This is a genomic window from Streptomyces sp. AA1529, assembly GCF_000280905.1.
Taxonomy (GTDB): domain Bacteria; phylum Actinomycetota; class Actinomycetes; order Streptomycetales; family Streptomycetaceae; genus Streptomyces.
Genome location: NZ_ALAP01000032.1, coordinates 38212 through 64437, shown reverse-complemented (window position 1 = coordinate 64437; position 26226 = coordinate 38212). Strand labels below are relative to the sequence as shown.

The following is a 26226-nucleotide window of genomic DNA, read 5'->3' as shown; positions in this document are numbered from 1 at the left end:
GGCCTCCCCGCGGGTCAGGCCTCGCCGGAGGCGGACGACAGCCGCTGGGCCGCGCGGTCCCGCTGCGGTGTGACGGGGGCGCTGCCGTGGGCGGCGGCCAGCCCGTAGAGCGGCATGTCGAAGTAGATGCTCTCGTGCGCCCCGGCCGGGACGGCATACGTCTCGTGCCAGCTCCCGACCGCTCCCCTGCCCTCCCGGGCCCGGCGGTTGAAGGCGGCCCAGGCGGGTCGGTGCGCACGTGTGGAGTCGGCGGCGTAGGCCAGCAGCTTGTCCGTCGACTCCCAGTACTGGATCACCGCGAACTCACGCGGCCCGCTGGTGACGACCCTGCTCGCGAGCAGTCCGGCGGCTGCATCGGCTCGCAGCTCGCGCAGCATCCGCGGCATCGCCGTGAACACCGGGAGCCAATGGCGCAGCGCCCGGAAGCGGTTGATCCGCATGCCGATGAGGAAGACGGTCACACCGCCCTCGGTGCCGGAGGTGCGGCGCCCGTGCTGTACCCGATTCGTCATCCCGTCCCCAGACGTCGCGAAGGCCTCCGCGGGCGAACACCCCGGATAATTGGATAGTGCCACTCTCCAATCAAGAACGCCAGCCGGAATCGAGGAACAGAGCCCATGCGCATGGCGGAGTTGAGCGAACGCAGCGGGGTACCGACCGCGACGATCAAGTACTACCTGCGGGAAGGGCTGCTCCCCCGTGGACACCGGGTCAACGCCACCCAGGCCGAGTACGGCGAGGACCACGTACGCCGGCTGCGGCTGGTGCGGGCGCTGATCCAGGTGGGCCGGATGCCGGTGACGACCGCCCGCGAGGTGCTGGCCGCCGTGGACGACGCATCGCTCTCCCAGCACGAACGGCTGGGCACGGCCGCCTGGGCGCTCCCCCGGCCCGTACCGCCGCGACAGGCCGACACCGGAGCCGGGGATGCCGGAGATGCCGCCGAGGCGGCCGCGGCGCGGCGCGAGGTGACCGCGCTGCTCGACGGACTCGGCTGGCAGCAGGCAGGCCCCGACTCCCCACCCGGACAGGCGCTCACCGAGGCCGTCGCCGCGCTGACCCGGCTCGGCTATCCGTGCACCGCAACGCATCTGGCGCTGTTCGCACGGGCGGCCGAGCGCACGGCGGGGGCCGAACTGGACCTGCTGGAGAGTTTTCCGGACCAGGAGGCACAAGTGGAGGCCAGCGTGGCGCTGACCGTGCTCTACGAACCGGTACTGCTGAGTCTGCGGCGGCTCGCGCACGTGGAGGAGTCGGCGCGCCGGTTCGGGGCCGAGGGCTGACCGGCCGCCGAGGGCCCGGTGCGGAGCTGAACGGAGACGACGAAGGCCCCGCACCTGGGTGCGGGGCCTTCGGTGATCGAGTACCCCCGACCGGATTCGAACCGGCGCTACCGCCTTGAGAGGGCGGCGTGCTAGGCCGCTACACAACGGGGGCCCTATCTGTGATCCCACCCGGGTCAGCCGACTCCGGACGGAATCCGTACCCCCGACCGGATTCGAACCGGCGCTACCGCCTTGAGAGGGCGGCGTGCTAGGCCGCTACACAACGGGGGCCTCGATCTCGCAGAACGTGAACGCTTCCGAACAGAACGCGGATCTTGCTGGGCTACCAGGACTCGAACCTAGACTAACTGAACCAGAATCAGTCGTGCTGCCAATTACACCATAGCCCACCGAAACGCAACCCCCTGGGGGATTTTGTCTGGGTGGCCGCCGTGTGGTTCCGGCCCTTTCGGCCTGCCCCGCTCGGCGACAGACAGAACATTACCTGATCGAGGACGGTGCTCCAAAACGAGATACCGGCGTCCGTTCCGGGGCACCGTCCCCACCTCGGCTGCTACGAACCGAGCTTGGCCAGGGCCGCGTCGACGCGCTCCAGGGTGCGGTCCTTGCCGAGCACCTGGAGGGACTCGAACAGCGGCAGACCGACGGTCCGGCCGGTGACGGCCACCCGTACCGGGGCCTGGGCCTTGCCCAGTTTCAGCCCGTGCTCCTCCCCCGCGGCCAGGACGGCCTCCTTGAGCGACTCGGCGGACCGCCAGTCGGCGGTGTCCAGCCGGGCGCGGGCCGTGCGCAGCAGGTCGACCGAGCCCTCCTTCATCGCCTTCTGCCAGGACTTCTCGTCCTCGACCGGCCGCTCCAGGAAGAGGAAGTCGACGTTGTCGGTGATGTCCGAGAGGACCGTCAGCCGGGTCTGGGCCAGCGGGGCCAGCTCCTCGAAGGCCTGCTGGGAGAAGTCCGCCTCGTCCCAGGGCGCGTGCGGGGCCTTCAGCCAGGGCTCGCAGGCGGCGATGAAGTCCTTCAGCGGCATCTCCCGCAGGTGCGTGGCGTTGATGGCCTCGCACTTCTTCAGGTCGAAGCGCGCCGGGTTGGCGTTGACGTCCCGGATGTCGAAGGCGGCGACCATCTCCTCCATCGAGAAGATGTCCCGGTCCTCGGAGATCGACCAGCCCAGCAGGGAGAGGTAGTTGAGCAGCCCCTCACGCAGGAAGCCGCGCTCGCGGTAGAGGTTGAGGGAGGACTGCGGGTCGCGCTTGGAGAGCTTCTTGTTGCCCTCGCCCATCACATACGGAAGGTGCCCGAACTCCGGGACGCGCCGCGCGACGCCCAGCTCGATCAGGGCCCGGTAGAGCGCGATCTGCCGGGGCGTGGAGGAGAGCAGGTCCTCGCCGCGCAGCACGTGCGTGATGTCCATCAGGGCGTCGTCGACCGGGTTGACCAGCGTGTACAGCGGCGCGCCGTTGGTGCGCAGGATGCCGTAGTCGGTGACGTTCTCCGGCTGGAAGGTGATCTCGCCGCGGACCAGGTCCGTGAAGGTGATCGGCTCGTCCGGCATCCGGAAGCGGACGACGTGGCTGCGTCCTTCGGCCTCGTAGCCGGCGATCTGCTCACCGGTCAGCTCCCGGCAGCGGCCGTCGTAGCCGGAGGGGCGACCGTCCTTGCGGGCCTGCTCGCGGCGCTGGTCGAGCTCCTCCGCCGTGCAGTAGCACGGGTAGGCGTAGCCGCCCTCCAGCAGCTTGCGCGCGATGTCCGCGTAGCTGTCCGTCCGCTGGGACTGCCGGTAGGGGCCGTGCGGTCCGCCGACCTCCGGGCCCTCGTCCCAGTCGAGACCCAGCCAGCGCATCGCGTCCAGGAGCTGCTCGTAGGACTCCTCGGAGTCCCGCGCCGCGTCGGTGTCCTCGATGCGGAAGACCAGGGTGCCGCCGGTGTGCCGGGCGTACGCCCAGTTGAACAGGGCGGTACGGACCAGACCCACGTGGGGGTTACCGGTCGGGGAGGGACAGAAACGTACGCGGACGTCCGTGCCCGCGGTCGCGTTAGTCACGCTTGATCACCTTATTGGTGAGAGTGCCGATTCCTTCGATGGTGACGGCGACCTCGTCGCCGACGTTCACGGGGCCGACCCCCGCGGGGGTGCCGGTGAGGATGACATCGCCCGGCAGCAGGGTCATGGCCTGGGTGATGTGGACGATCAGGTCCTCGACGGGCCTGATCATCTCGCTGGTGCGGCCCAGCTGGCGCTGCTCGCCGTTGACGGTGCACATGATGCCGACGTCGGCGGCGTCCAGCTCGGTCTCCGTCCAGGGGCCCAGCGGGCAGGAGCCGTCGAAGCCCTTGGCCCGGGCCCACTGGCTCTCCGTGCGCTGGACATCACGGGCGGTGATGTCGTTGGCGCAGGTGTAGCCGAGGATGACGTCCTTGGCCCGCTCCCGCGGCACGTCCTTGCACAGCCGGCCGATGACCACCGCCAGCTCCGCCTCGTGGTGCACCTCGTTCGAGAAGGACGGGTAGCCGATGGGGTCATTCGGTCCGATGACCGACGTGGACGGCTTGAGGAAGGTGACCGGGACCTCGGGGACCTCGTTGCCCAGTTCCTTCGCGTGCTCGGCGTAGTTCCTGCCGATCGCGACGACCTTGTTGGGCAGGGTCGGCGGGAGGATCCGGACCTTGCTCAGGGGCAGCTTCTGACCCGTGCGCTCGAACTCGGCGAAGGGGTGGCCCCTGATGATGTCCAGGACGGGGCCCTCCGGGCTGGAGGGCTCGCCCTCGACGACGCCGAACCCTACGGTTCCGTCCAGGGAGAATCTTGCGATGCGCACAGGGGTCCTTCGCTGCGGGTCCGATGGCTGGGACCCCCAGCGTATTCCACCGGTCGCAGGACCCGGGGACGGGTTCTCCCGGCTCCCGGCCGGCCTCGGCTCCGCCGGAGGGACCGGCCCGCGGGACGCCACCGCGTCCCGCCGGGCGCAAGCCCGCCGCGGAGCGCGGTGCTCAGCGCAGGCGCGCCATCAGGGCGTGCTCCACCAGGGTGATCAGCGCGCTCTTGGCGTCCGCGCGGTGCCGTGCGTCGGTGGTGATGATGGGCGCGTCGGGGCCGATCTGGAGGGCTTCGCGGACCTCTTCGGGCGCGTAGGGCTGGTGCCCGTCGAACCCGTTGAGCGCGATCACGAACGGCAGCCCACTGTTCTCGAAGTAGTCCACCGCCGGGAAACAGTCCGCCAGCCGACGGGTGTCCACCAGCACCACCGCACCGATCGCACCCCGCACCAGGTCGTCCCACATGAACCAGAACCGGTCCTGACCCGGCGTACCGAACAGGTAGAGGATCAGGTCCTGGTCCAGGGTGATCCGGCCGAAGTCCATGGCCACCGTGGTGGTGGTCTTGTCCGCCGTGTGGGTCAGATCGTCGATACCGGCCGAGGCAGAGGTCATCACGGCCTCGGTGCGCAGCGGGTTGATCTCCGAGACCGCACCGACGAAGGTCGTCTTGCCCACGCCGAAACCGCCGGCCACCACGATCTTCGCGGAGGTCGTCGAGCGGGCTGTCGTACCCCCGACAGGCCCGGCGCTAGAGCTTCCGAAGTCCACTGAGCACCCTTTCGAGCAGTGTCACGTCTGGTTGACCGTCGGCGGTGGTCTCGTCACCGCCCGGCTGGTGGATGGCGACGAGTCCGGCCTCGGCCAGGTCGGCGACGAGGATCCGGGCGACGCCGAGCGGAATGGTCAGAAGTGCTGAGATCTCGGCGACCGACTTGATCTCGTAGCACAGGTGGCAGATCCGCTGGTGCTCCGGGAGCTGGCCCTGGAGCTGAGCGTTCTCCGCCGTGGTGTGCACCAGTGCCTCGATGGCGAGCTGGTAGCGGGGACGGGTCCGGCCCCCCGTCATCGCGTAGGGGCGCACCAGCGGCTGCGGCGGCGGCGGGGGCTGGTCGGCGGCGCGCTGGGTGCCGGCCGTCCTGTCCGCGTGACCGGGCTGCACCGGCTGGATACGGGTCTGCGGGTTCTGCTGCTGCGGTTCCTGCTGCTGCGGGTGCCGCTGCGGGGGCTGCGCACCATAGGGCGACTGCCCCGCGTGCTGCGGCGGCCGGCCGTGCTGCGGCGGCTGTCCGCCCTGGGGCGGCTGCTGCCGGTCGACCGGCCGCTGGACGTACTCGCTGGGCGCGGAGGGGAAGTTGAAACGGTTGAGGAAGGGCGCGTCCCCGCCCGGGGTCGCGGCCGATCGGACGTCCTGCGGCTGGTCGGAACGACCACTGCCGTACGACGACGGACCTCCTGGGGGCGTTGCCACGATTCCTCCTCCGACTCACGGACATACGACCGTTGCGCTCACGGCACCTTATGGCGCCCGGCGGCGTTCCGCACTGCCGTGGGCCAGTTGTGCCCTAGTTGAGAAGACTGCCCTGCAGCTCCGCGCGCAGATCCGGGGTGAGGACCCCGCCGGCCCGGTCGACCAGCAGTGCCATCTCGTACCCCACCAGACCGATGTCGGCCTCGGGGTGGGCGAGGACGGCCAGCGAGGAACCGTCGGAGATGGACATGATGAACAGGAATCCCCGTTCCATCTCCACAACCGTCTGGTTGACGCTGCCGCCCTCGAAGATCCGGGACGCGCCCGCGGTCAGCGAGGTGAGCCCCGATGCGACCGCCGCCAACTGGTCGGCGCGGTCGCGCGGGAAGCCCTCGGACATCGCGAGCAGGAGTCCGTCGGCGGAGACCACCACCGTGTGGGACACCCCGGGGGTGTTGTCCACGAAGTTGGTGATCAACCAGTTCAGGTTCTGCGCCGCCTGGCTCATCGGGCTCACACTAACGCTCCTGATCGTAGGTGCTTCCGGGGCCGAAGCCCTGTCGGTCATTCTGGTTGCCGTCGCCCGCGGTACGTCCCTGGCGGACGCCGCGGTGCAGGTTGCTCAGTCTTCCGCGCACGTCCTCGGGCGCCCGGGAGACCGCGGGAGTACCCTGCGGGTTCTCCTCGGCCGCGCCCGCGACCAGGTTGGCCCTGGGCACCCTGCGCGGCAGTCCGGACGAGGTGACGCCGCCGGACTGCGGGGCGCGCAACTGGCCCGCCCTGCTCCAGTGTTCGTCGTTCCCGCTCCACCGGTGGGTGCCGGATTCCTCCTGCGACGGCTGCCCGGCCGACTCCTCGGCCGGGGCTTCCCAGCCCTGGGCGGGAGCCTGCTGCCGGGCCGCCGGCGCTCCGTCCTGCTGCCGCCCCGCGTCCCGGCGCGGGAGGCCCGCGTCGGTCGTGGTGCTCCAGTTGTCGGGGAGGGAACCCGGACGGTCGAAACCTACACGGTCAGCATCCCCGTGGGGAACGCCAGGTGCGGATTCCGCTTCTGGCCAGCCGGAGAGGTACTGGCCGTCGTGGCCTGGCTGTTGAGCCGGAGGCTGCGGATCCGCATAGGCTCCGGTGCCGTCCTGCGCCGGCTCGTGGGGACGTCCGGCGGCAGGCGGCGCGTAGGGCTGCGCGTAGCCCTGGCCGTACGCCTCCGGATAGCCGCCGGTGTACTGCTGGGCGGCGATCTCGCCGGTCTGCTCGTACCCGGGCCGGTACGGTGCGCCGTCCTGCTGCTGATAGGGGTCGTACTGCCCCTGGCCACCGGGCAGCCCCTGCGGATGGACATCCTGCTGGGGCTGCTGGGGCTGCTGCGGCGCCTCGATGGCCGACCGGCGCTGCTCGTGGAGCCCGGAACGGTCGTCGGGGCCCGGCAGCCGTGCCTGGTTCCCGGAGCCGTAGCGCGAATCGTCGAAGCCGAGTTCGGCGGCAGAGCGCGCGCCCTCCACGCCGTTCGGGCCGCGCGGATGCTCGGGGACGATCCGGGAGACGGTGAAGTCCTCCTCGGGGCTCTCCTCGCCGCCGCCGCCATGGGTGATGGCGTCGGGCAGCATCACCAGCGAGGTGGTGCCCGCCTGCTCGCCGGAGGGGCGCAGCTGGACGCGGATACCGTGCCGGTCCGCGAGGCGGCCGACCACGAACAGCCCCATGCGCTGGGAGACGGCGGCGTCCACGGTCGGCGGATTGGCCAGCTTGTGGTTGAGGTCCGCGAAGTCCTCGGCGGTCAGACCGATGCCCTTGTCGTGGATCTCGATCATCATCCGGCCGTCCGGCAGCCGGGTGGCGGTCACCCGTACCTTGCTCTGCGGCGAGGAGAACGACGCGGCGTTCTCCAGCAGCTCGGCGAGCAGGTGGACCAGGTCGTTGACGACCTGCCCGTGGATCTCCGTCTCCGGGATGCCGCTGATCTCGATGCGTTCGTAGTGCTCCACCTCGGAAGAGGCGGCACGCAGGATGTCGACCAGCGGGACCGGCTCCGTCCACCGGCGGCCGGGCTCCTCGCCCGCGAGGACCAGCAGGTTCTCGCCGTTGCGCCGCATACGGGTGGACAGGTGGTCCATCCGGAACAGCTTCTCGAGCTGGTCCGGGTCCGCCTCGCTGTTCTCCATCTCCGTCACCAGCTCGAGCTGGCGTTCGATGAGACCCTGGTTGCGGCGGGAGAGGTTGGTGAAGATCGCGTTGACGTTGCCGCGCAGCAGCGCCTGCTCGGCGGCCAGCCGCACGGCCTCCCGGTGCACCTGGTCGAAGGCGCGGGCCACCTCGCCGATCTCGTCGCGGCTGGTGATCGGAATCGGCTGCACGCGGGTGTCCACACGGCCCGGTTCGGTACGCGAGAGCTGGTCGACCAGCATCGGCAGCCGCTGCTGGGCGACATCGAAGGCCGCAGTGCGCAGCGTGCGCATGCTCTGGCTCATCGAGCGGGCCATCCGCCCCGCGATGATGAACGCGAACAGCAGCGCCACCAGCACGATCGCCGAGTTCACCAGCGCGTTCCGACGCGCGTCGGAGGCGATCTCCTCGGTGTCGGCGACCGCGTCCCGGGTCAGCTTCGACTCGACCGCGCGGTAGGCGTCGAAGGTGCCGGTGGCGGTCTCGAAATAGCTCTCGGTGGTGATGCCCTTGGCGCGCAGTTCGCGCGACCCGGCACCGGAGCCGATGGCCTTGACCATCTTGGCCATGGAGGGCGGGGCCACGAACTTCTCCCCCTTGGCCGCGGCATGCTCACGCGCCGCCTCCACCTGCCTGCGGCCCGCCTCCTCGGCCTTGGCGGACTCCTGCTTGAGCAGCTTCACGTCCTCGGGGCGGCCACCGGAGGTGTACTCGCCCAGCGCGATGCGCTCCAGGTAGTGGTACGAGGCCAGCGCGGTCGTCTGGGCCTCCTTGTCCGCGCGGGTGGGGCCCGGCTCGACCATCAGATGGGTGCCCAGGCCGCGCTGCAGCGACTCGGCGGCCTTGGCCAGCGAGATGGCATAGACCGTCCGGCCGAAGGAGGTGACGTTGCCGGTGCCCAGCCCCAGTTCGTTGGCGAACTCCATCAGAGGGTGCTGGATGGTGACGTAGCCCTCTTCGGTCTCCACGCCGCTCATGTCCTCGGAGTACGCGGACTCCCGCAGCACCGGCAGCCGCGGCTCCACCTTCTCGAACGCGGCGAGCCGGCGCTTGAGACCCGGATTGTCCGGGAGGTGCGAGGCCGCCTTCTTGAATTCCGCGGCGGCCCGGTCGGTGGCGGCGCGGGCCTTGCGGACCGCGGGATCGTCCCGGTCCCCCCGCAGCAGCGGCTCGGCGGTGCGGTCCCGCTCGTCGATGAGGGCGTTGCCGTAATTGGCGGCCGCCTCCACCAGTTCCGCCGTACGCTGGGCTTCCTTGGCGTCCTGCCAGGCGGAGATGTCGGATTCGACCTTGAAACCGCCGAAGACGAGCGCCACGAGCACGGGTATGAGCAGGATCGCGTTCAGCCGGGTGGGAACGCGCCAGTTCCGCGCCTGCCATCTGCTGCCGCCCCCGGTTGCGGGCGGCGGCTGGGAGGCCGAGGCATCCGGGCCGCGCGACGTGGCGGAGCGCTGCGGCGGGGTGAAGTTACCCCGCGATTCCGCAGCGCCCTGCCGTGCGGAACCCTGTGCCGGTCCCGACGTACCCCTGGTCGTTCGCCTCACTCGACTTCTCACCTCTCGGTGCGCGGCGCCCCCTGACAGCCTGCGCCTGCGCTACTGCTGAGTTCAGGGAATTCCAGCACGTCACGACCGCTCCCTCCAAACAGTTGGCGCATTACGGAGGGCGAGGGAGAACGCGGATTCCGGCCCGCGGAAAAACGGGCATTGGGGCCGTGCAGCGCCAAATGGCCCGGGATTCGTGCGCAGAGTGAGACGCTCCGCGCGCCCGGCGTGTTCACACGGTCGTAATTCTCTGTCGAAACGTTATGAACGTGAGGCCGTCACGGTTCCCGGGCATGGCGAAAAACACAGCCTTCCCGGGACACCGGTCGTACGATGCCCCAGCCCTTTCGGGCCGGGCGCGGCGCGCTACTTGAGGCGGGCGAGCAGCGCGTGCTCCACCAGGGTGATCAACCCGCTCTTCGCCTCGGCGCGGTGCCGAGCGTCGGTGGTGATGATGGGCGCGTCGGGGCCAATCTGGAGGGCTTCGCGGACCTCTTCGGGCGCGTAGGGCTGGTGCCCGTCGAACCCGTTGAGCGCGATCACGAACGGCAGCCCACTGTTCTCGAAGTAGTCCACCGCCGGGAAACAGTCCGCCAGCCGGCGGGTGTCCACCAGCACCACCGCACCGATCGCACCCCGCACCAGGTCGTCCCACATGAACCAGAACCGGTCCTGACCCGGCGTACCGAACAGATACAGGATCAGATCGTCGTCCAGGGTGATCCGGCCGAAGTCCATGGCCACCGTCGTGGTGGTCTTCCCCCCGGTGTGGGTCAGATCGTCGATACCGGCCGAGGCAGAGGTCATCACGGCCTCGGTGCGCAGCGGGTTGATCTCCGAGACCGCACCGACGAAGGTCGTCTTGCCCACGCCGAAACCGCCGGCCACCACGATCTTCGCGGAGGTCGTCGACCGCCCGGAGGCGGGCGTCCCGTACCCCTGCTGGCCGGCCTGTCCCATGGAACCCATCGGCCCGACCGGCGGGGCCGGCTGCCGCCCGGCGGGGTCCATCTGCGGGCTAGAGCTTACGAAGTCCACTGAGCACCCTTTCCAGCAACGTCACATCGGGGGCACCGCCCGGGTCCGAGGAGCTGCCGGGCTGGTGGATGGCCACCATCCCGGCCTCGGCGAGGTCGGCGACGAGAATGCGGGCCACCCCCAGCGGGATGGCGAGCAGCGCGGAGATCTCCGCGACCGATTTGACCTCCCGGCACAGGTGGCAGATCCGCTGGTGCTCGGGGAGCAGCCCCTGCAGCTGCATCGGATCCGCGGTGCTGCTCACCAGCGCCTCGATGGCGAGCTGGTAGCGCGGCCGGGTACGGCCGCCCGTCATGGCGTACGGACGCACCAGAGGCTGGTCGCCCTCTCCTCCGTACGGCGCATGCGCGTTGTGCGCACCGTACGGATCGTGCGAAGCGGGCGGCGGGGTCATGGCTCCTCCGAGCGAGGCATGGGGTCGGCGAACGGACTGTGGTGCTCAGGTGGGGGGAGCGTGATGATCAGTTGAGAATGCTTCCCTGGAGTTCCGCGCGCACGTCGGGAGTGAGTACGCTTCCAGCACGGTCCACCAAGAGAGCCATCTCGTAGCCGATGAGGCCGATGTCCGCCTCCGGGTGGGCGAGGACGGCCAGTGAAGAGCCGTCGGAGATGGACATGATGAAGAGGAAACCCTTCTCCATCTCCACAACCGTCTGGTTGACGCTGCCGCCCTCGAAGATGCGCGAGGCACCTGCCGTCAGCGAGGTGAGACCCGACGCGACCGCCGCCAACTGATCGGCACGATCCCGCGGGAAGCCCTCCGACATGGCCAGAAGCAGGCCGTCGGCGGAGACCACCACCGTGTGCGACACCCCTGGGGTGTTCTCCACGAAGTTGGTGATCAACCAGTTCAGATTCTGCGCAGCCTGGCTCATCGGACTCAACTAGCGCTCCTGCTGGTAGGTGGGACCTGCGCCACGGGGATCCGTGCCGGCCTGTCGGCCCTGCTGGATACCGCGGCGGAGATTGGTCAGCCGGCCGCGCACGTCGTCCGGCGCGCGGGAGACCTGGGGGCCGGCCTGTGCCGAGGACTGCTGCTGCGCGGTGCCCGCGACCAGGTTGGCGCGGGGCACCCGACGCGGCAGACCCGAGGTGGTGACCCCGCCGGCTGCGGGCTGGCGGAGCTGTTCGGCACGCCGCCAGCGCTCGTCGTTGGGTGAGGCACCCCAGCTTTCGTCGGCGGCCGGGCCGCCCTGGCCCGCGCCGGCGGGGGCGCCCGGGGCGGCCTGGGGGCAGCGGGGCCGGCGCCGGGCCGGGTTGCTCGGGGGCCTGCTGCTGAGCCGGCCACTGGCCGGTGCCGGCCGGGCCGACGCCGGGCGCCTGCTGGGGCATGGGCTGCTGCGGCGCGGACTGGCCGGGGCCGCGGAACCAGTTGGACTCCATGGACGCGAAAATCGGCGTGGGGGCGTCCGCGGGAGCCGGGGGGCCGGAGGGTATGCCGTCGCCGGACGCGGCTCCCGGCTGCCCGTGAGGGATGCCCTGGCCCGCCGGGCCCGGAACGGCTCCGGGATATCCCGGGCGGGGGTACTCGCCGGTGCCCTCGGGCTCGTCGTGGCCGCGCGGGGTGTCCTCGTCGCCTGGCCCCTGCTCGGGCCGTGCCCAGCTCGGGCGGTTCTGCTCGCCGTCCGGGAGCCGCTCGCCCGGGGCGTCCCCGAAGGGCGCCTGCGGGAACGGGGCCGGGCCACCGGGGCGGGCGAACTGGCCAGTGTGGCCCGGGCCGTCGGGGCGGCCGGGCTGCGGGAACCGGCCGGTGTCGGCGGGGCCGTCCGGGGTGATCCGCGGAATCTCGCTCGTGCTCCCCGGACCGTCCTGCGGACCGCCCGGACGCGCGAACCCACCCGTGTCGGCGGGATCACCCGACTGCGGCAGCGCGAACTGCCCGGTACCCGGACCACCCTGCGCCGAGGGCGGCTGCGGGAACTGGCCGGGACCGCCCTGGCCGATCTGCGGGAACTGCCCCGTGCTGCCCGGACCCGCCTGGGGGCCGCCGGGCTGCGGGAACTGGCCGGTGTCGGCGGGCTGCGGGAACTGGCCGGTGTCGGTGGGCTGCGGGAACCGGCCGGTGTCGGTGGGCTGCGGGAACCGGCCGGTGTCGGCGGGGCCGTCCGGGGTGATCCGCGGAATCTCGCTCGTGCTCCCCGGACCGTCCTGCGGACCGCCCGGACGCGCGAACCCACCCGTGTCGGCAGGATCACCCGACTGCGGCAGCGCGAACTGCCCGGTACCCGGGCCCTGCGCGGCCGGGGGGCCCGCGGGGCCGCCGGGGAGTTCGGCGGCGGGGCCGCCCTGGTCGCGCCGGGGTGCGGACGGGGTGGCGCCGCGGTCCGGGCCGGCCGGGGCTTGCCCGGGACGGCCCGGGTCGGGCGGAGCGCCGAAGAAGTCGACGGCACTGCCACCGGAGCCGGGCTGGGGGCGGTTGGCGTCCCGGGCGGGGAGCGCGGGCCGGGCACCGCCGGTGTCCTGACCGCGCGGCGGCAGCGCGTCCATCCGGGCCGGCTCACCGGTGCCCAGGGCCGGGCCGGGGCCCTGGCCGAGACCGGGAGCGCCCGGGCCACCGGGGGCACCGCTCTGCGGTCCGCGCTGGAGCGCCGCCGCGAGGTTGCCGCCCTTGCTGCCGCCCCGGGTCTGCGGAGGCGGCGGGCCTCCCTGGCCACCGGGCGTGCCGGCTCCCGGACGGCCCTTGGTGCCCTGGCCCCCGCCCTGCGCGACGTCGACGGGGAGCATGACCAGCGCGGTCGTGCCCCCGGAGTCGGAGGGCCGGAGCTGGATGCGGATGCCGTGCCGCAGGGAGAGCCGGCCGACCACGAACAGGCCCATCCGGCGGGAGACGGAGACGTCCACCGTGGGCGGATTGGCCAGCCGCTCGTTGATCGCGGACAGGTCCTCGGGCGACAGCCCGATGCCGGTGTCGTGGATCTCGACCAGGACGCGGCCGTCGGGCAGTGCGTGCCCGGTGACCTTGACCTTGGTCTGCGGGGAGGAGAACGAGGTGGCGTTCTCCAGCAGCTCGGCGAGCAGGTGGACGAGGTCGTTCACCACCCGGCCGGCGACCTCGGTGGCGGGGACCGCGTTCAGCTCGATGCGTTCGTACTGCTCCACCTCCGAGGCGGCCGCGCGGAGCACGTCGACCAGCGGCACGGGGCGGGTCCAGCGGCGGCCCGGCTCCTCGCCGGCGAGCACCAGCAGGTTCTCGCCGTTGCGCCGCATGCGGGTGGCGAGGTGGTCGAGCTTGAAGAGCGAGGAGAGCTGGTCCGGGTCGGCCTCGCGGGACTCCAGTTCGGAGATGAGCGAGAGCTGACGCTGGATCAGGCTCTGGCTGCGCCGCGAGAGGTTGGTGAACATCGCGTTGACGTTCCCCCGCAGCAGCGCCTGCTCACCGGCGAGGCGGACGGCCTCCCGGTGGACGTCGTCGAAGGCCGCGGCCACCTTGCCGATCTCGTCCCGGCTGTGCACACCGACGGACTCGACGGAGGTGTCCACGTCCTGCGGCTCGGCCTCGGACATCTGCTTGACCAGCTCGGGCAGCCGCTTGCGGGCCACGTCCTGGGCGGTGTCCTGGAGGCGGCGCAGCGAGCGGACCATGGAACGGGCGACGACGAACGCGCCGACCAGCGAGATGCCCAGCACGAGCAGGATGAGCGCACCGCTGATGAACGCCTCGCGCTGGGCTTCGGAGCGCAGCTCACGCGCCTGCTGCTCCATCTTCTCCAGCAGGGTGCGCTCGATCTTCTCCATGCTGACGATCTTGGAAGCGTCCTGGTCCATCCAGTCGACGTAGGTGCGCTTCTGTTTCCTGATCGCATCCGGGCTGTGCAGCATCCGGTCGCGGTAGTTGTCGGCCAGCCGGACGTTGACGTCGCCGCCGCTGATCGGCTTGAGGAGGGTGTCGGCGGCCTTGTCGCCGTAGACCTTGCCGAAGCTGTCCAGCTCGGCGTCCTCACTGTCGGTCGCGGTCCGGGCGTAGAGCCGGTCGTTCTCGGAGAGCTTGGGGCTGGGCTGGTGGGCCAGCCCGGCGGAGATGATCGCGCGCTGCATGGAGGCGTACTCCTTGGCGCTGGAGAAGGCGGCCAGCGCGCGGGTGCTGCGGATCATCTCCGAATTGCTCGTCGCCTGCGCCATGTCCTGCGAGAGGGAGAGCAGCGAGTCGATCACCTGGTTGTAGGCGTTGACCGTCTGGGAGACGTTGTCGGGGTTCTCGTAGGCGCGTTCGCGGATCGTGTTGATCGCCTGGAGCTGGCGGACGATGTCCAGGACGGTGGACTGGATGCCCACCATCGCCTCGTCGCTGCCGTCGATGTCGGCAGTGGCCTTCTGGAAGGAGCGGAACGCCTTGTCGGTCTGCTCCCGGGGGGCGACGACGTTGTCGTCCTTCTCGTCACCGGTGCTCACCAGGGGACCGGCGGACTTGTCCCGCTCGTCCTGGAGCTTCGCCGCCAGGTTGGTGGCCTGCTCCGTCATCTCGGTGAGGAGCTTCATGTTGTCGAGCTGGTCGACGTTCTGCAGCGAGCTGGAGATCCGCATCCCGCCGAGCGTGGTGGCGGCGATGACGGGGAGCGCGAGGAGAGAGACCAGGCGGGTGCTGATGCGCCAGTTGCGCAGGGCGACCCGGGGGCCGAGGTCGGGACCGCCCTCGACGGGGCCCTGGGTGTGATCCCCGGCGTTCCCGCCGCTCTCGGCGTCTCCGACGTTTCCGGCGCCGCCCTTGGCCGGCTTGCCGCCCTTGGGTGCCTTGCCGGTCTTCCCCTTCTTCCCGGCTCCCTTGGCGGTGCTCACCTGCCCGCCGGCGGGCGCGCCCTGCTCACCGCCCGCGGACCCGCCGTCCTCGGCGCGCTGCGTCCGGGACCCGTGGTCGGCCGAGCCGTGCGCCTCCGGGGCTCCCTCAGCGCTGCCATCCCTCTTGAAACGTCCCTGCACTAGCGTCGCAACCTCTGGACCAGGCGTCCCCCCGCTCGCGACGGGCGGGACGGTATCGAGTCGTGGGGGTCCGAGGCCCCCATGGCGGTCGTGATGACCGGCGCGTCCCCTCATCACCGTCGCGCGGCGCCGCTGCGTGTGCGCCCGACGCGCTCCGGTCTGTTTCGTCCTACGGCGGTCCGTGGAATTCCAGCACAGTGCAGGATCTCCAACAAGGTCTGTGGATAACCCTTGGGTGTCGATTACGGCGCGCGTTCGACGTCGCACCGACCGTGATATTCGTGCCGCGAAATGCCGGATTTCGGTGGATCGGACCCGCCGGTTCCGGTGCGAGCGCGACACGCCCGTACGCCCGGCCCTACGGGTGCATTGCCCTCTTGGCCCACCTGTGTCCGATTACGCATCCGGATTCAACGACTGCTTATGTCTGTTTTGACCACGGACCCGTGAGGAAACTCACAGGGCGGACGTTGCCTAGATCACGTTCCAGTGGGGAATGGCGGGCCTACCCTCGGCGTTTACATACCACGTTGAAATGACAAGCCGAGCGAGGTAAGGGCCCCAGTGAAGTCCACAGCGACCATGCGGAACATAGCGAACCCGCGGCGCACCACCCTGGCACACCTGAAGGACGCCGACCCGGTCGGCGACGCCGGCACCCTCGACGGCTCGGTGGGCGGACCCGCCGAGGCCCCGGAGGGGCAGGAAGCGGCAGCCGCGCTGCCGGAGCGGACCGCCAATCCCCGCCGCACCACCCTGGTGGACGCCCCGGCGGGTTGATCCGCCGCCCCGCGCACCCAGCCGAAGAGCAGCGCGACCGCACGAAGGCGCGTGCCGGAATCCTGTCCCGGGATTCCGGCACGCGCCTTCGTCGTCCCCGTGTGGCGGCTGCGCACGGCGCAGCGCGCGAAGTGGTGACTAGCCCTGCCAGCTGTGCGGGGCGCGGAAGCCGTGCTGGCGCTCCAGCCGGCGCCATCCCGCCTTGCTCGGGCGGCCGCGGCGGGCGGCGGGCTGCGGCTCCCCGGCGCGGGTCGAGGCGGCTCGGGCGAGCAGCAGCGCGGTGACCGCGGCCAGTTCCTCCGCGTTGGCCCGCCCCTTCTCCACGCGCACGACGCTGTTCGCCTCGGCGGTCAGCGGACCCGTACTGCCAGGCTCCTTCGGGCTCTCGTTCATCTGTGCTCCCATCACTGCCGGATTGCTGTGCGGTTCCCGGGGCGCCGCCGCGGTGTGCACCGGCGCCCGCGGTGTCACTGCGGGGGGTTGCCGTGCTTGCGCGACGGCAGGTCTGCGTGCTTGCTGCGCAGCATCGCCAGGGACCGCACGAGCACCTCGCGGGTCTCGACCGGGTCGATGACGTCGTCCACCAGTCCGCGCTCGGCGGCGTAGTAGGGGTGCATCAGCTCGGCCTTGTACTCCTTGACCATGCGGGTGCGCATGGCCTCGGGGTCGTCGGCCGCGGCGATCTGCTTGCGGAAGATGACGTTGGCGGCGCCCTCGGCGCCCATCACGGCGATCTCGTTGGTCGGCCAGGCGAACGTCAGGTCGGCGCCGATGGACTGGCTGTCCATCACGATGTAGGCGCCGCCGTACGCCTTGCGCAGGACGACGGAGATGCGCGGCACGGTGGCGTTGCAGTAGGCGTACAGCAGCTTGGCGCCGTGCCGGATGATGCCGCCGTGCTCCTGGTCGACGCCGGGGAGGAAGCCGGGGACGTCCAGCAGGGTGAGGATCGGGATGTTGAAGGCGTCGCACATCTGCACGAAGCGGGCCGCCTTCTCGCTGGCCTCGATGTCCAGCACGCCGGCGAGCGACTGCGGCTGGTTGGCGACGATGCCGACGACCTCGCCGTCCATCCGCGCCAGGGTGCAGATGATGTTGGTCGCCCAGCGCTCGTGCACCTCCAGGAAGTCGCCGTCGTCGACGAGTTCCTCGATCACCTTGCGCATGTCGTACGGGCGGTTGCCGTCGGCGGGCACCAGGTCCAGCAGGGCTTCGCCGCGCCGGTCGGCGGGGTCGTCCGTGGGCTCGGAGGGCGGGTTCTCCCGGTTGTTCTGCGGAAGCAGCGAGAGGAGGTAGCGCACCTCCTCCAGGCAGGTCTCCTCGTCGTCGTAGGCGAAGTGCGCCACGCCGGAGGTCGCCGCGTGCACATCGGCGCCGCCCAGACCGTCCTGGCTCACCTCGGCCCCGGTCACCGCCTGCACCACGTCGGGCCCGGTGATGAACATCTGCGAGGTGTCGCGGACCATGAAGACGAAGTCGGTCAGCGCCGGGCTGTAGGCGGCGCCGCCCGCGCACGGGCCGAGCATCACGCTGATCTGCGGGATGACCCCGGACGCCTTGGTGTTGCGCTGGAAGATGCCGCCGTAGCCGGCCAGCGCCGCGACACCCTCCTGGATGCGGGCCCCGGCGCCGTCGTTGAGGGAGACCAGCGGGGCACCTGCCGCGATGGCCTTGTCCATCAGCTTGTGGATCTTGGTGGCGTGGGCCTCGCCCAGCGCGCCGCCGAAGATCCGGAAGTCGTGCGCGTAGACGAAGACGGTCCGGCCGTGCACGGTGCCCCAACCGGTGATCACACCGTCGGTGTAGGGCTTCTTCTCCTCCAGGCCGAAGCCCGTGGCGCGGTGCCGGCGCAGCGGCTCGAGCTCGCGGAAGCTGCCCTCGTCCAGGAGCAGTTCGATCCGCTCGCGGGCGGTCAGCTTGCCTTTCGCGTGCTGGGCCTCGGTCGCCCGCTCGCTGGGGCCTCGGTGCACCTGCGCACGGATCGCGTGCAGCTCGGCGACACGGCCGCGCGTGTCCTGCGCCGGAACGGAACCGGGCGAACCGGGCGGGGCCTGCTCGGCCTGGGGCGACGGCTGGGACAGATCGGTCATGTATAGACCCTACGAAACCCGGGCGCCGATCACCGTCGTCAGATTCGTACAGTCTCCGTGGCGTTTTCATGGCAGCGCTGGACAGAACCTTGCCGAAGCGCGGCCGGTGAGCAGGGAACTCTCCCATGCCCGGACTGGCACGCTGTGGAGTCCCCACAGCTTCCCGACCGGCGGTTCTGCGCCCGCCCGGGACCGTCGGGCGCCCCGCGCGGCCCGCGGCGCGCCCGACGGGGCGTGGTCAGGGCCGCGGTGCGGCCGTCTTCGGCCCCCGGTCGCGCGCCGTCGCTCCCGGCGCTCCGGCCGCGGACCGCCCGCCGGGGGCGGCCGCCGCCCGGTCCCGTACCAGGAGGAGGAACGCCGTGGCCGACACGGCGGCCGAGAGGAGGAAACTGAGGTCGAACCCGCCCAGATGCGGGACGAGCGGACCGGTGTAGAGGGGCGTGTCGACGGCCAGCAGTCCGACCGCGGAACCGACGGCCCAGGCCAGCGCGGCTCGCAGGTGCCAGCCCGCGGTGTACCAGTAGCGGCCGCCCACCGAGCGCCGGTTGAGGACCTGCAGCGCCTCCGCGTCGTAGCTCCCCCGGCAGCGTGCGTGCCCGATCAGGACGATCACCGCCCAGGGGGTCCCCACGGCGGTGAGCAGCAGCACGAACGAGGTCATCGCGTCCTGGGCGTCCCAGACGAAGTGGCCGAGGAAGACGAGGGCGGTCGCCAGGGCCGCCACGGTGTAGGTGGCCCTGGTGCGGGTGGTGCGCGGGACGATGGCGTCCAGGTCGAGCCCCATCGAGTAGAGCATCAGCCCGGCGTTGCCGACCGAGCCGAACGAGGCCGCGAGCAGCAGCGGCACCAGGAACCAGAACGGCGCCTCCCGCACGAGCGGTCCCGCGTAGTCGGTGGCCGCACCGACGGCGACCGCGGTGAAGGTGCCGAAGAGCTGGGGGATCAGCAGCCCGGCGACCAGTCCGACGCAGGTGGTGAGGTAGACCCGGCGGGAGGAGTGCCGGGCCGGTGACATGTAGCGGGTGTAGTCGCCCAGCAGGGTGATGAAGGCGATCGGACCGCTGAGTCCGGCCGCCACGACCGACAGCAGCCAGGTGGTCCAGAAGTCGCCGAGCAGGTACGAGGTGCCGGCGGGCGCCTGGGTGGTGAAGTGCGGCGCGTAGGCGAACACCCCGACGATCAGCAGCGCGGTCATGCCGAGGGCGAGGACGCGGCTCAGCCGCAGCAGCAGCTTGTAGCCGTAGACGGCGCACCCGGCGGTGCACACGGCGAGCACGGCGTAGACGAGCGCGTATCCGGCCGCCGAGTCGGGCAGTCCGAAGAGCCGGGCGAGCGAGCCGACCATGGCGTCGCCGCCGACCCACAGGGTGAGCGCGGTGTAGCCGAGTGAGAGCAGCAGCCCGATCGCGGAGCCCAGCAGCCTGCCGCGCACCCCGAACTGGGCGCCGCTGCTGGTCGAGAGGTTGGTCGCGGTGCGCAGCGAGACCAGCGCGAGCGGGGCGACGAGCACCGTGCCGACCAGGGTTCCGGCCACCAGCGAGGTGACGGCGGGCCAGAAGCCGAGCCCGAAGGAGACCGGCAGCCAGCCGAAGATGACGACGCCGAGCGCCAGATTCGATCCGATGAGGAAGCTCACGATGTCGCGGGGACTGCTGGTGCGTTCCGGTTCGGGGATGACATCGACGCCGTGCTGCTCGATCTGCATGGTGCTCCCTGGAGGGTCCTGGCATTGGTTTGAGCAGCGCTCAATCTGATGCATCCCGAGCCATGCGGTCAATGGTCGATGCAGAGACTTGACTATTTGAGTGCCGCTCTAAATGCTGGCCGCATACAGGTGACGTCCGGCGCGGCCCGGCGTCATGCATCACGACCGGAAGGTGGGGAGAGCGTGCGGCTGGGTCCGACCGAACGAGACCGCCTGCTGATCTTCGGCACGGCCGAGCTGGCGCGGGCCAGGCGGGCCCGGGGACTGCGGCTGAACGTGCCGGAGGCCACGGCATTGATCGCCGACACCGTCTGCGAGGCGGCCCGCGACGGGCTCCGGCTCGCCGAGGCCATCGCGGCCGGCCGCGCCGCGCTGGGCCCCGAGGACGTGCTGCCCGGCGTGGCCGACGTGCTGACCGAGATCCAGGTGGAGGCCGTCTTCGAGGACGGCTCCCGGCTGGCCGTGCTCCCCTTCCCGCTCCGCTCCCCCGGCTCCGGCGACGGGCCCGGTGCCGGTGCCGGTGACTCCGCCGGTGCCGGCGACCCGGCCGGGCACGGTGCCGGAACCCCGGACGGAGCGGACGCGGACACGGCCCCCGGCGCCGTGCTGCCCGCCGGGCCGGACGAGGGCACCGACGCGGCCTACGCACCGCGACCGGCCGCGCTGTCGCTGACCGTGCGCAACACCGCGGCGGTGCCGGTCAGCGTGACCTCGCACTTCCACTTCTTCGAAGCCAACCCGCGGCTGGAGTTCGACCGTGCCGCCGCCTACGGCATGCGGCTCGCGGTACCGGCCGGCTCCTCGGTGCGCTTCGATCCGGGCGGCATCCGCACGGTGGAGCTGGTGCCGCTGGGCGGCGACCGGATCGCCATCGGTTTCGCCGGGCTGGTGGACGGGCCGCTGGACGCGCCCGGGGCCCGCGCGGAGGCACTGCGGCGCGCGGCGGCCTGCGGATATCTGGGCGCGGCCGCCTCGGACGCGCGCCGCGAGGAGGGCGAGGCATGAGCGGGGACGCACGCGAGTACGCGGCGGTGCACGGGCCGCGGAAGGGCGACCGGGTGCGGCTGGGCGACACCGGACTCGTCGTCCGGGTCGAGTCCGACTCCCAGCAGCCGGGGGACGAGTTCCTGGCCGGGTTCGGCAAGACGGCGCGGGACGGGCTGCATCTCAAGGCGGCCGCCGTCCGCGAGACGTGCGACGTGGTGATCAGCAACGTGCTGGTGATCGACGCCGTGCAGGGCGTCCGGAAGGTGTCGATCGGGATCCGGGAGGGCCGGATCCACGCGATCGGACGCGCGGGCAACCCGGACACCGTCGACGGCGTGGACGTCGTCGTGGGCACCGGCACCTCGATCGTCTCCGGGGAGGGGCTGATCGCCACGGCGGGCGCCGTGGACACCCACGTCCACCTGCTCTCCCCGCGCATCATGGAGGCGTCCCTGTCCTCCGGCACCACGACCGTCATCGGCCAGGAGTTCGGCCCGGTGTGGGGGGTGGGGGTCAACTCGCCCTGGGCGCTGCGGCACGCCTTCGCCGCGTTCGACGCCTGGCCGGTCAACATCGGCTTCCTGGGCCGCGGCTCCTCCTCGCATCCCGCGCCGCTGGTGGAGGCGCTGGCCGAGGGCGGTGCCTGCGGCTTCAAGGTGCACGAGGACATGGGGGCGCACCACCGGGCGCTGGACACCGCGCTGCGGGTGGCCGAGGAGTACGACGTCCAGGTCGCGCTGCACAGCGACGGGCTGAACGAGGCGCTGGCCGTCGAGGACACTCTCGCCGTGCTGGAGGGGCGCACCGTCCACGCCTTCCACATCGAGGGCTGCGGCGGCGGCCACGTCCCGAACGTGCTGCGGATGGCCGGCGTGCCCAACGTCATCGGCTCCTCGACCAATCCCACGCTGCCCTTCGGCCGGGACGCGGTCGCCGAGCACTACGGCATGATCGTCTCGGTGCACGACCTGAAGACGGACCTGCCCGGCGACGCGGCCATGGCCCGCGACCGGATCCGCGCGGGCACCATGGGCGCCGAGGACGTCCTGCACGACCTGGGCGCCATCGGCATCACCTCCTCCGACGCACAGGGCATGGGACGCGCGGGCGAGACCGTGCGGCGCACCTTCCAGATGGCGGCCAAGCTCAAGGCGGACCGCGGACCGCTGGAGGACCGCGCGGCGGTCCCCGGCGCCGGTACCGGGGACGCCGACGGCGCCGATGACAACGCGCGCGTGCTGCGCTACATCGCCAAGCTCACCCTCAACCCGGCCCTGGCGCACGGACTCGCGCACGAGATCGGCTCGCTGGAGCCGGGCAAGATGGCGGACATCGTGCTGTGGCACCCCGCCTACTTCGGCGCCAAGCCGCAGCTCGTCCTCAAGTCCGGCTTCCCCGCCTGGGGGGTGACCGGCGACCCGAACGCGGCGACCGACACCAGCGAACCGCTGGTGCTGGGGCCGCAGTTCGGGGCGCACGGCGCGGCGCCCGCCGAGCTGTCCGTCGCCTTCGTCTCCGCGGCCGCGGCCGAACGCGGCGCGGACACCCTGCCGACCCGCCGTCGCCGGGTCGGCGTGCGGGGCACCCGCGGGATCGGTCCGGCGGACCTGGTGCACAACACACGGCTGGGCTCGGTCGAGGTCGACCAGCACAGCGGACTGGTGACGCTGGACGGTGAGCCGCTGCGCTCCGACCCGGCCGAGCAGGTCCCGCTCAACCGCCTCTACTTCCTCTGACCCCTCCGGTCCTCCGTCCGGCCCTCCTGCGACAGCACCCCGACCGCCCCGCCCCCGACCGCCCTGGCCGCACCCGCGGCACGACCGACCGCCGACCACCGCAAGGAAGCCGCCTCCATGAGCACCCCCACCTCCGCCGCCCCCGTCATGCCGCCCGAGTGGGCGCCGCACGAGCGCACCTGGATGGCCTGGCCGGGCGCCAACCCGACGTTCGAGGACCCGGCGGTGCTGGCCGAGGCACGCGCCGCCTGGGCGTCGGTGGCCCGTGCCGTGCGCCGCTTCGAGCCGGTCACGATGGTCGCCTCGCCCCCCGACGCGGCAGTGGCCCGGCAGCAGCTGGGCCCGGACATCGAGGTGGTCGCCGAGCCGCTGGACGACGCGTGGATGCGGGACATCGGGCCGACGTTCGTCACCCAGGGCGGCCGGCTGGCCGCCGTGGACTGGACGTTCAACGGCTGGGGTGCCCAGTCCTGGGCCCGGTGGGAACGGGACGCGCGGATCGGCGCGGCCGTGGCCGGGCGCGCGGGCGCCGCGGTGCACACCTCGCGGCTGGTGAACGAGGGCGGCGGCGTCCATGTGGACGGCGAGGGGACGGTGCTGCTCACCGAGACCGTGCAGCTGGGCCCGGAGCGCAATCCGGGCTGGACGCACGAGGAGATCGAGGCGGAGGTGCACGCGCGGCTGGGCACCCGCAAGGCGGTCTGGCTGCCCCGCGGTCTGACGGCCGACTACGGCACCTTCGGCACCCGCGGGCATGTCGACCTGGTGGCCGCCTTCGCGGCGCCGGGCGTGGTGGTGGCCCACACCCAGCCCGACCCCGCGCACCCCGACCACGAGCTGTGCGCCGAGACGGTCGAGCTGCTGCGGTCGGCGACCGACGCGCGGGGCAGGCGGCTGGAGGTCGTCGAGCTGCCCGCGCCGACGGTGACGCACACGGCGGACGGCGAACCGGTCGACTACAGCTACGTCAACCACTATCTGTGCAACGGCGGAGTCGTGCTGTGCGGGTTCGGCGATCCGCGGGACGAGCACGCCGCCGGGATCTTCCGCCGCCTCTTCCCGCGGCGCACGGTCACGCTGGTGGACGCGCGCACCGTCTTCGCCGCGGGGGGCGGCATCCACTGCATCACCCAGCAGCAGCCGCGGGTCTGACCCGGCCGGCGGCAGGGGGCCGGGCAGTCCCGGCACCGGCGCTGCCGGGCCCGGATAGGCTGAACGGCCGGCAGCCGAGGGCGCCGCGGCGCCGGCCGGCGCCGCCGGGCGCACAGTCCGAGGGAGGAGCACGGCGGTGGTCGCACGGACCGGAGGCAACCGCGAGCGCCCCGACGGGGGCAGGCGGCGGGCTGCCCAGCCCCGGGAGCAGCTGCTGGCCACCGCGATGGAGATGATCGCCGAACGCGGCCTGGACCGGCTGACGATGGCCGCGCTCGGCCGTGAGGTCGGTATGAGCAGCGGTCATCTCGTCTACTACTTCAAGACCAAGGACGAGTTGCTGCTGCAGACCCTGCAGTGGAGCGAGGAGCAGCTGGGCTCGGCGCGGCGGGCTGCTCTCGCCCGGCGGGTGCCCGCGCGCGAGCGGCTGGACGCGCTGGTGGCGCTCTATCTGCCGGAGGGCCACCGGGACCCGCACTGGGCGCTGTGGCTGGAGGTGTGGAACCGGTCCCAGTCCGGTGACGACGAGATGCGCGCCCGGCAGCTCGAACTGGAGCTGAGCTGGCACCGGGACCTGGTGGCGCTGCTGGTGGAGGGCGCGGGCCGGGGCGAGTTCGCCGCGGTCGACGCGGACCGCTTCGCCACCCGCACCCGGGCCCTCCTGGACGGCTTCGGCACCCATCTGGTGGTGGGCCTGCCGGGGGTGGACCGGGAGCTGGTCCTGGGCCACGTCCGCGACCACTTCGACCAGTCCCTGGCCCCCGCGGCAGGCTGACCGGCGCGCCGGGCGCGGTCAGTCGTGCGCCTCGGCCCCGGCGCGGAGCAGCCCGTAGGTGTAGCCGTCGTCCAGGGCCTGCCAGGAGGCGGCGATGACGTTGTCGCCGACGCCGACCGTCGTCCACTCCCCGCTGCCGTCGCTCATCGACAGCAGCACCCGGGTGGTGGAGGAGGTGCCGTGCGCGCCCTCCAGGATGCGGACCTTGTAGTCGACCAGGTTCAGCCGTGCCAGCGCGGGGTGGATGCGCTCCAGTCCGGCGCGCAGGGCCCGGTCCAGCGCGTCGACGGGGCCGTTGCCCTCGCCGGTGACGACGATGCGCTCGCCCTTGGCCCACAGCTTCACCGTCGCCTCGTTGACCTGCATGCCGTCCGGCCGCTGCTCGACGATGGCGCGCCAGGACTCGGCCCGGAAGAACCGCGGCGCGGTGCCCGTGGCGCCGCCGTGCACCTCGTCCCTGAGCAGCAGTTCGAAGGAGGCGTCGGCGGCTTCGTAGGTGTAGCCCTTGAGTTCCTGCTCCTTGACCCGCTCGACCACCCGGCCGACCAGTTCCCGGTCACCGCTCAGGTCGTAGCCCAGCTCCTTGCCCTTGAGCTCGACGGAGGCGCGCCCGGCCATGTCGGAGACGAGCATCCGCATGGTGTTGCCGACGCGTTCGGGGTCGATGTGCTGGTAGAGGTCCGGATCGATCTTGATCGCGGAGGCGTGCAGTCCGCCCTTGTGGGCGAAGGCGGAGGTGCCGACGTAGGGCTGGTGGGTGGAGGGGGTCAGGTTGACGACCTCGGCGATGGCGTGCGAGATGCGGGTGGTCTCGGCGAGCGCGCCCTCGGGCAGCACGCGCCTGCCGTACTTGAGCTCCAGTGCGGCGACCACGGGGAAGAGGTTGGCGTTTCCGACGCGTTCGCCGTAGCCGTTGGCGGTGCACTGGACGTGGGTGGCACCGCCGTCGACGGCGGCCAGGGTGTTGGCGACCGCGCAGCCGGTGTCGTCCTGCGCGTGGATGCCCAGCCGGGCCCCGGTGTCGGCCGCCACGGTGCGGACGACGGCCTGGATCCGGGCGGGGATCATCCCGCCGTTGGTGTCGCAGAGGACGACCACTTCGGCGCCCGCCTCGTACGCGGTGCGCACGACCTGCTCGGCGTAGCGGGGGTTGGCCTGGTAGCCGTCGAAGAAGTGCTCGCAGTCGACGAAGACGCGGCGGCCGTGGTCCCGCAGATGGCCGACCGTCTCGGCGATCATCGACAGGTTCTCCTCCAGCGTGGTGCGCAGCGCCAGCTCCACGTGGCGGTCGTGGGCCTTGGCGACGAGCGTGACCACCGGCGCCTTCGCGTCCAGCAGTGCCTGGACCTGCGGGTCGATCTGCGCGGGGACACCGGCCCTGCGGGTGGAGCCGAAGGCGACGAGCTGTGCGTGCCGGAAGTCGATCTCCTGGGGGGCGCGGGCGAAGAACTCGGTGTCGCGCGGGTTGGCGCCCGGCCAGCCGCCCTCGATGAAGCCGACCCCGTACTCGTCGAGGTGGCGGGCGATGGTCAGCTTGTCGGCGACGGTCAGGTTGATGCCCTCGCGCTGCGCCCCGTCGCGCAGAGTGGTGTCGAAGACGTGGAAACCGTCGTCGGGGGCCTGCGGTCCCGTCGGACTGCCGGTGGCTGCTGCGGCGCCTGCCGCGTCGGAGGTCATGGCTGGTGGCTCCTGGGCTGGGTTCAGTGGTTCCGGAAGGAAGCGCTCCACTTGCCCCCATCATCCCTCGCGCCGTCCGCTCCGGCTGAGGTGGGCCGGA

At 71.9% G+C, this 26226-nt stretch carries 20 protein-coding genes, 3 tRNA genes and 1 pseudogene; 6 read left to right on the top strand and 18 right to left on the bottom strand.

Annotated features, from left to right (window positions below; translation table 11 throughout):
* Positions 1 to 14: 14 nt before the first annotated feature.
* The gene (locus A949_RS0109585) at positions 15 to 512 is read right to left on the bottom strand and encodes a DUF4188 domain-containing protein (protein ID WP_019355789.1); all 498 of its coding nucleotides are present in this window, start codon (positions 510 to 512) and stop codon (positions 15 to 17) included.
* Between the two features lie 105 nt (positions 513 to 617).
* Between A949_RS0109585 and A949_RS0109580 the strand changes: the two genes are divergently transcribed.
* Positions 618 to 1283: a MerR family transcriptional regulator gene (locus A949_RS0109580; protein WP_019355788.1), complete on the top strand. Its 666-nt coding sequence runs from the start codon at positions 618 to 620 to the stop codon at positions 1281 to 1283.
* Positions 1284 to 1364: 81 nt separating this feature from the next.
* Here the strand turns inward: A949_RS0109580 and A949_RS0109575 are convergent.
* The 13 genes and pseudogenes from A949_RS0109575 to A949_RS32975 form a co-directional block, all read right to left on the bottom strand.
* Positions 1365 to 1437: transfer RNA gene (locus tag A949_RS0109575), tRNA-Glu, on the bottom strand.
* 46 nt (positions 1438 to 1483) lie between these two features.
* Positions 1484 to 1556: transfer RNA gene (locus A949_RS0109570), tRNA-Glu, on the bottom strand.
* 47 nt (positions 1557 to 1603) lie between these two features.
* Positions 1604 to 1675 (bottom strand) — tRNA-Gln (locus A949_RS0109565).
* A gap of 164 nt (positions 1676 to 1839) precedes the next feature.
* Positions 1840 to 3327: a glutamate--tRNA ligase gene (gene gltX / locus A949_RS0109560; RefSeq protein ID WP_026004494.1), complete on the bottom strand. Its 1488-nt coding sequence runs from the start codon at positions 3325 to 3327 to the stop codon at positions 1840 to 1842.
* Positions 3320 to 4102 carry a fumarylacetoacetate hydrolase family protein gene (locus tag A949_RS0109555; RefSeq protein WP_019355786.1) on the bottom strand — a complete coding sequence of 261 codons (783 nt, stop codon included), beginning with the start codon at positions 4100 to 4102 and terminating at the stop codon, positions 3320 to 3322. The genes gltX and A949_RS0109555 overlap by 8 nt, the downstream gene beginning before the upstream one ends.
* Before the next feature lie 172 nt (positions 4103 to 4274).
* Complete coding sequence (locus tag A949_RS0109550; RefSeq protein WP_026004493.1) at positions 4275 to 4871, bottom strand: GTP-binding protein; 597 nt, start codon at positions 4869 to 4871, stop codon at positions 4275 to 4277.
* Positions 4852 to 5571 (bottom strand): DUF742 domain-containing protein, encoded by a 720-nt coding sequence (locus tag A949_RS0109545; protein ID WP_019355784.1) that lies wholly within the window; start codon positions 5569 to 5571, stop codon positions 4852 to 4854. Before A949_RS0109545 ends, A949_RS0109550 begins: the two co-directional genes overlap by 20 nt.
* Positions 5572 to 5665: 94 nt before the next feature.
* Positions 5666 to 6079 (bottom strand): roadblock/LC7 domain-containing protein, encoded by a 414-nt coding sequence (locus tag A949_RS0109540; protein WP_019355783.1) that lies wholly within the window; start codon positions 6077 to 6079, stop codon positions 5666 to 5668.
* Positions 6080 to 6089: 10 nt separating this feature from the next.
* On the bottom strand, positions 6090 to 9272 hold the full coding sequence (locus tag A949_RS0109535) for a nitrate- and nitrite sensing domain-containing protein (protein WP_078565378.1): 3183 nt from the start codon (positions 9270 to 9272) through the stop codon (positions 6090 to 6092).
* A 366-nt stretch (positions 9273 to 9638) separates the two neighbouring features.
* Positions 9639 to 10241, bottom strand: coding sequence for a GTP-binding protein (locus tag A949_RS0109530; RefSeq protein ID WP_432069473.1), 603 nt, complete (start codon positions 10239 to 10241; stop codon positions 9639 to 9641).
* A gap of 49 nt (positions 10242 to 10290) precedes the next feature.
* A complete protein-coding gene (locus tag A949_RS0109525; protein ID WP_019355780.1) occupies positions 10291 to 10704 on the bottom strand; it encodes a DUF742 domain-containing protein in 414 nt (137 codons plus the stop codon).
* Positions 10705 to 10771: 67 nt separating this feature from the next.
* Complete coding sequence (locus tag A949_RS0109520) at positions 10772 to 11185, bottom strand: roadblock/LC7 domain-containing protein (RefSeq protein WP_026004490.1); 414 nt, start codon at positions 11183 to 11185, stop codon at positions 10772 to 10774.
* 1339 nt (positions 11186 to 12524) lie between these two features.
* Positions 12525 to 15224, bottom strand: a pseudogene (locus tag A949_RS32975) (nitrate- and nitrite sensing domain-containing protein); the annotation flags it as partial.
* Between the two features lie 564 nt (positions 15225 to 15788).
* Between A949_RS32975 and A949_RS0109510 the strand changes: the two are divergent.
* On the top strand, positions 15789 to 16004 hold the full coding sequence (locus A949_RS0109510; RefSeq protein ID WP_026004489.1) for a hypothetical protein: 216 nt from the start codon (positions 15789 to 15791) through the stop codon (positions 16002 to 16004).
* Between the two features lie 138 nt (positions 16005 to 16142).
* Here the strand turns inward: A949_RS0109510 and A949_RS0109505 are convergent, their stop codons facing one another.
* The 3 genes from A949_RS0109505 to A949_RS0109495 form a co-directional block, all read right to left on the bottom strand.
* Complete coding sequence (locus A949_RS0109505) at positions 16143 to 16397, bottom strand: acyl-CoA carboxylase epsilon subunit (RefSeq protein WP_019355778.1); 255 nt, start codon at positions 16395 to 16397, stop codon at positions 16143 to 16145.
* A gap of 74 nt (positions 16398 to 16471) precedes the next feature.
* The gene (locus A949_RS0109500) at positions 16472 to 18094 is read right to left on the bottom strand and encodes an acyl-CoA carboxylase subunit beta (RefSeq protein ID WP_019355777.1); all 1623 of its coding nucleotides are present in this window, start codon (positions 18092 to 18094) and stop codon (positions 16472 to 16474) included.
* 238 nt (positions 18095 to 18332) lie between these two features.
* Positions 18333 to 19799 (bottom strand): cytosine permease, encoded by a 1467-nt coding sequence (locus A949_RS0109495; protein WP_019355776.1) that lies wholly within the window; start codon positions 19797 to 19799, stop codon positions 18333 to 18335.
* Positions 19800 to 19982: 183 nt separating this feature from the next.
* Here A949_RS0109495 and ureA point away from each other — a divergent pair, with 183 nt between their 5' ends.
* The 4 genes from ureA to A949_RS0109470 all read left to right on the top strand — a co-directional run bounded on the left by ureA (position 19983) and on the right by A949_RS0109470 (position 24449).
* Positions 19983 to 20804 carry an urease subunit gamma gene (ureA, locus tag A949_RS0109490; protein WP_019355775.1) on the top strand — a complete coding sequence of 274 codons (822 nt, stop codon included), beginning with the start codon at positions 19983 to 19985 and terminating at the stop codon, positions 20802 to 20804.
* Positions 20801 to 22522, top strand: coding sequence for an urease subunit alpha (locus tag A949_RS0109485; RefSeq protein WP_019355774.1), 1722 nt, complete (start codon positions 20801 to 20803; stop codon positions 22520 to 22522). The genes ureA and A949_RS0109485 overlap by 4 nt, the downstream gene beginning before the upstream one ends.
* Before the next feature lie 117 nt (positions 22523 to 22639).
* The gene (locus A949_RS0109475; RefSeq protein ID WP_019355772.1) at positions 22640 to 23674 is read left to right on the top strand and encodes an agmatine deiminase family protein; all 1035 of its coding nucleotides are present in this window, start codon (positions 22640 to 22642) and stop codon (positions 23672 to 23674) included.
* A 136-nt stretch (positions 23675 to 23810) separates the two neighbouring features.
* Positions 23811 to 24449, top strand: coding sequence for a TetR/AcrR family transcriptional regulator (locus tag A949_RS0109470; RefSeq protein WP_019355771.1), 639 nt, complete (start codon positions 23811 to 23813; stop codon positions 24447 to 24449).
* An 18-nt stretch (positions 24450 to 24467) separates the two neighbouring features.
* Here the strand turns inward: A949_RS0109470 and cimA are convergent, their stop codons facing one another.
* A complete protein-coding gene (cimA, locus tag A949_RS0109465; protein ID WP_019355770.1) occupies positions 24468 to 26126 on the bottom strand; it encodes a citramalate synthase in 1659 nt (552 codons plus the stop codon).
* Positions 26127 to 26226: the final 100 nt, after the last annotated feature.